The sequence below is a fragment of the Rhizobium sp. SVR5-2C genome, assembly GCF_056755115.1.
In genome coordinates this window covers 1-272 of sequence record NZ_JBNDHT010000406.1, presented here as the reverse complement: position 1 = coordinate 272, position 272 = coordinate 1, and the positions used below count along the sequence as shown (strand labels likewise).

The 272-nt window shown below is 54.0% G+C and carries 1 protein-coding gene; it reads left to right on the top strand.

The features are described 5' to 3' along the window. The coding region (locus tag ACPYOI_RS36295; protein WP_481424202.1) for a beta-ketoacyl synthase N-terminal-like domain-containing protein at nucleotides 1-272 on the top strand (272 nt) is incomplete at both ends.

The following is a 272-nucleotide window of genomic DNA, read 5'->3' as shown; positions in this document are numbered from 1 at the left end:
GTTGTGACTAAAGCTATGGGTTCAGCGGTTTCCGCTTGCCTGGCGACCCCGTTCAAAATCCACGGCGTTAACTACTCCATCAGCTCTGCCTGTGCGACCTCCGCACACTGCATCGGTAATGCGGTTGAGCAGATCCAACTGGGTAAACAGGACATCGTGTTTGCTGGCGGCGGCGAAGAACTGGGCTGGGAAATGGCCTGTGAATTCGACGCAATGGGGGCACTGTCCACCAAATATAACGAAACTCCGGATAAAGCATCCCGTACCTATGA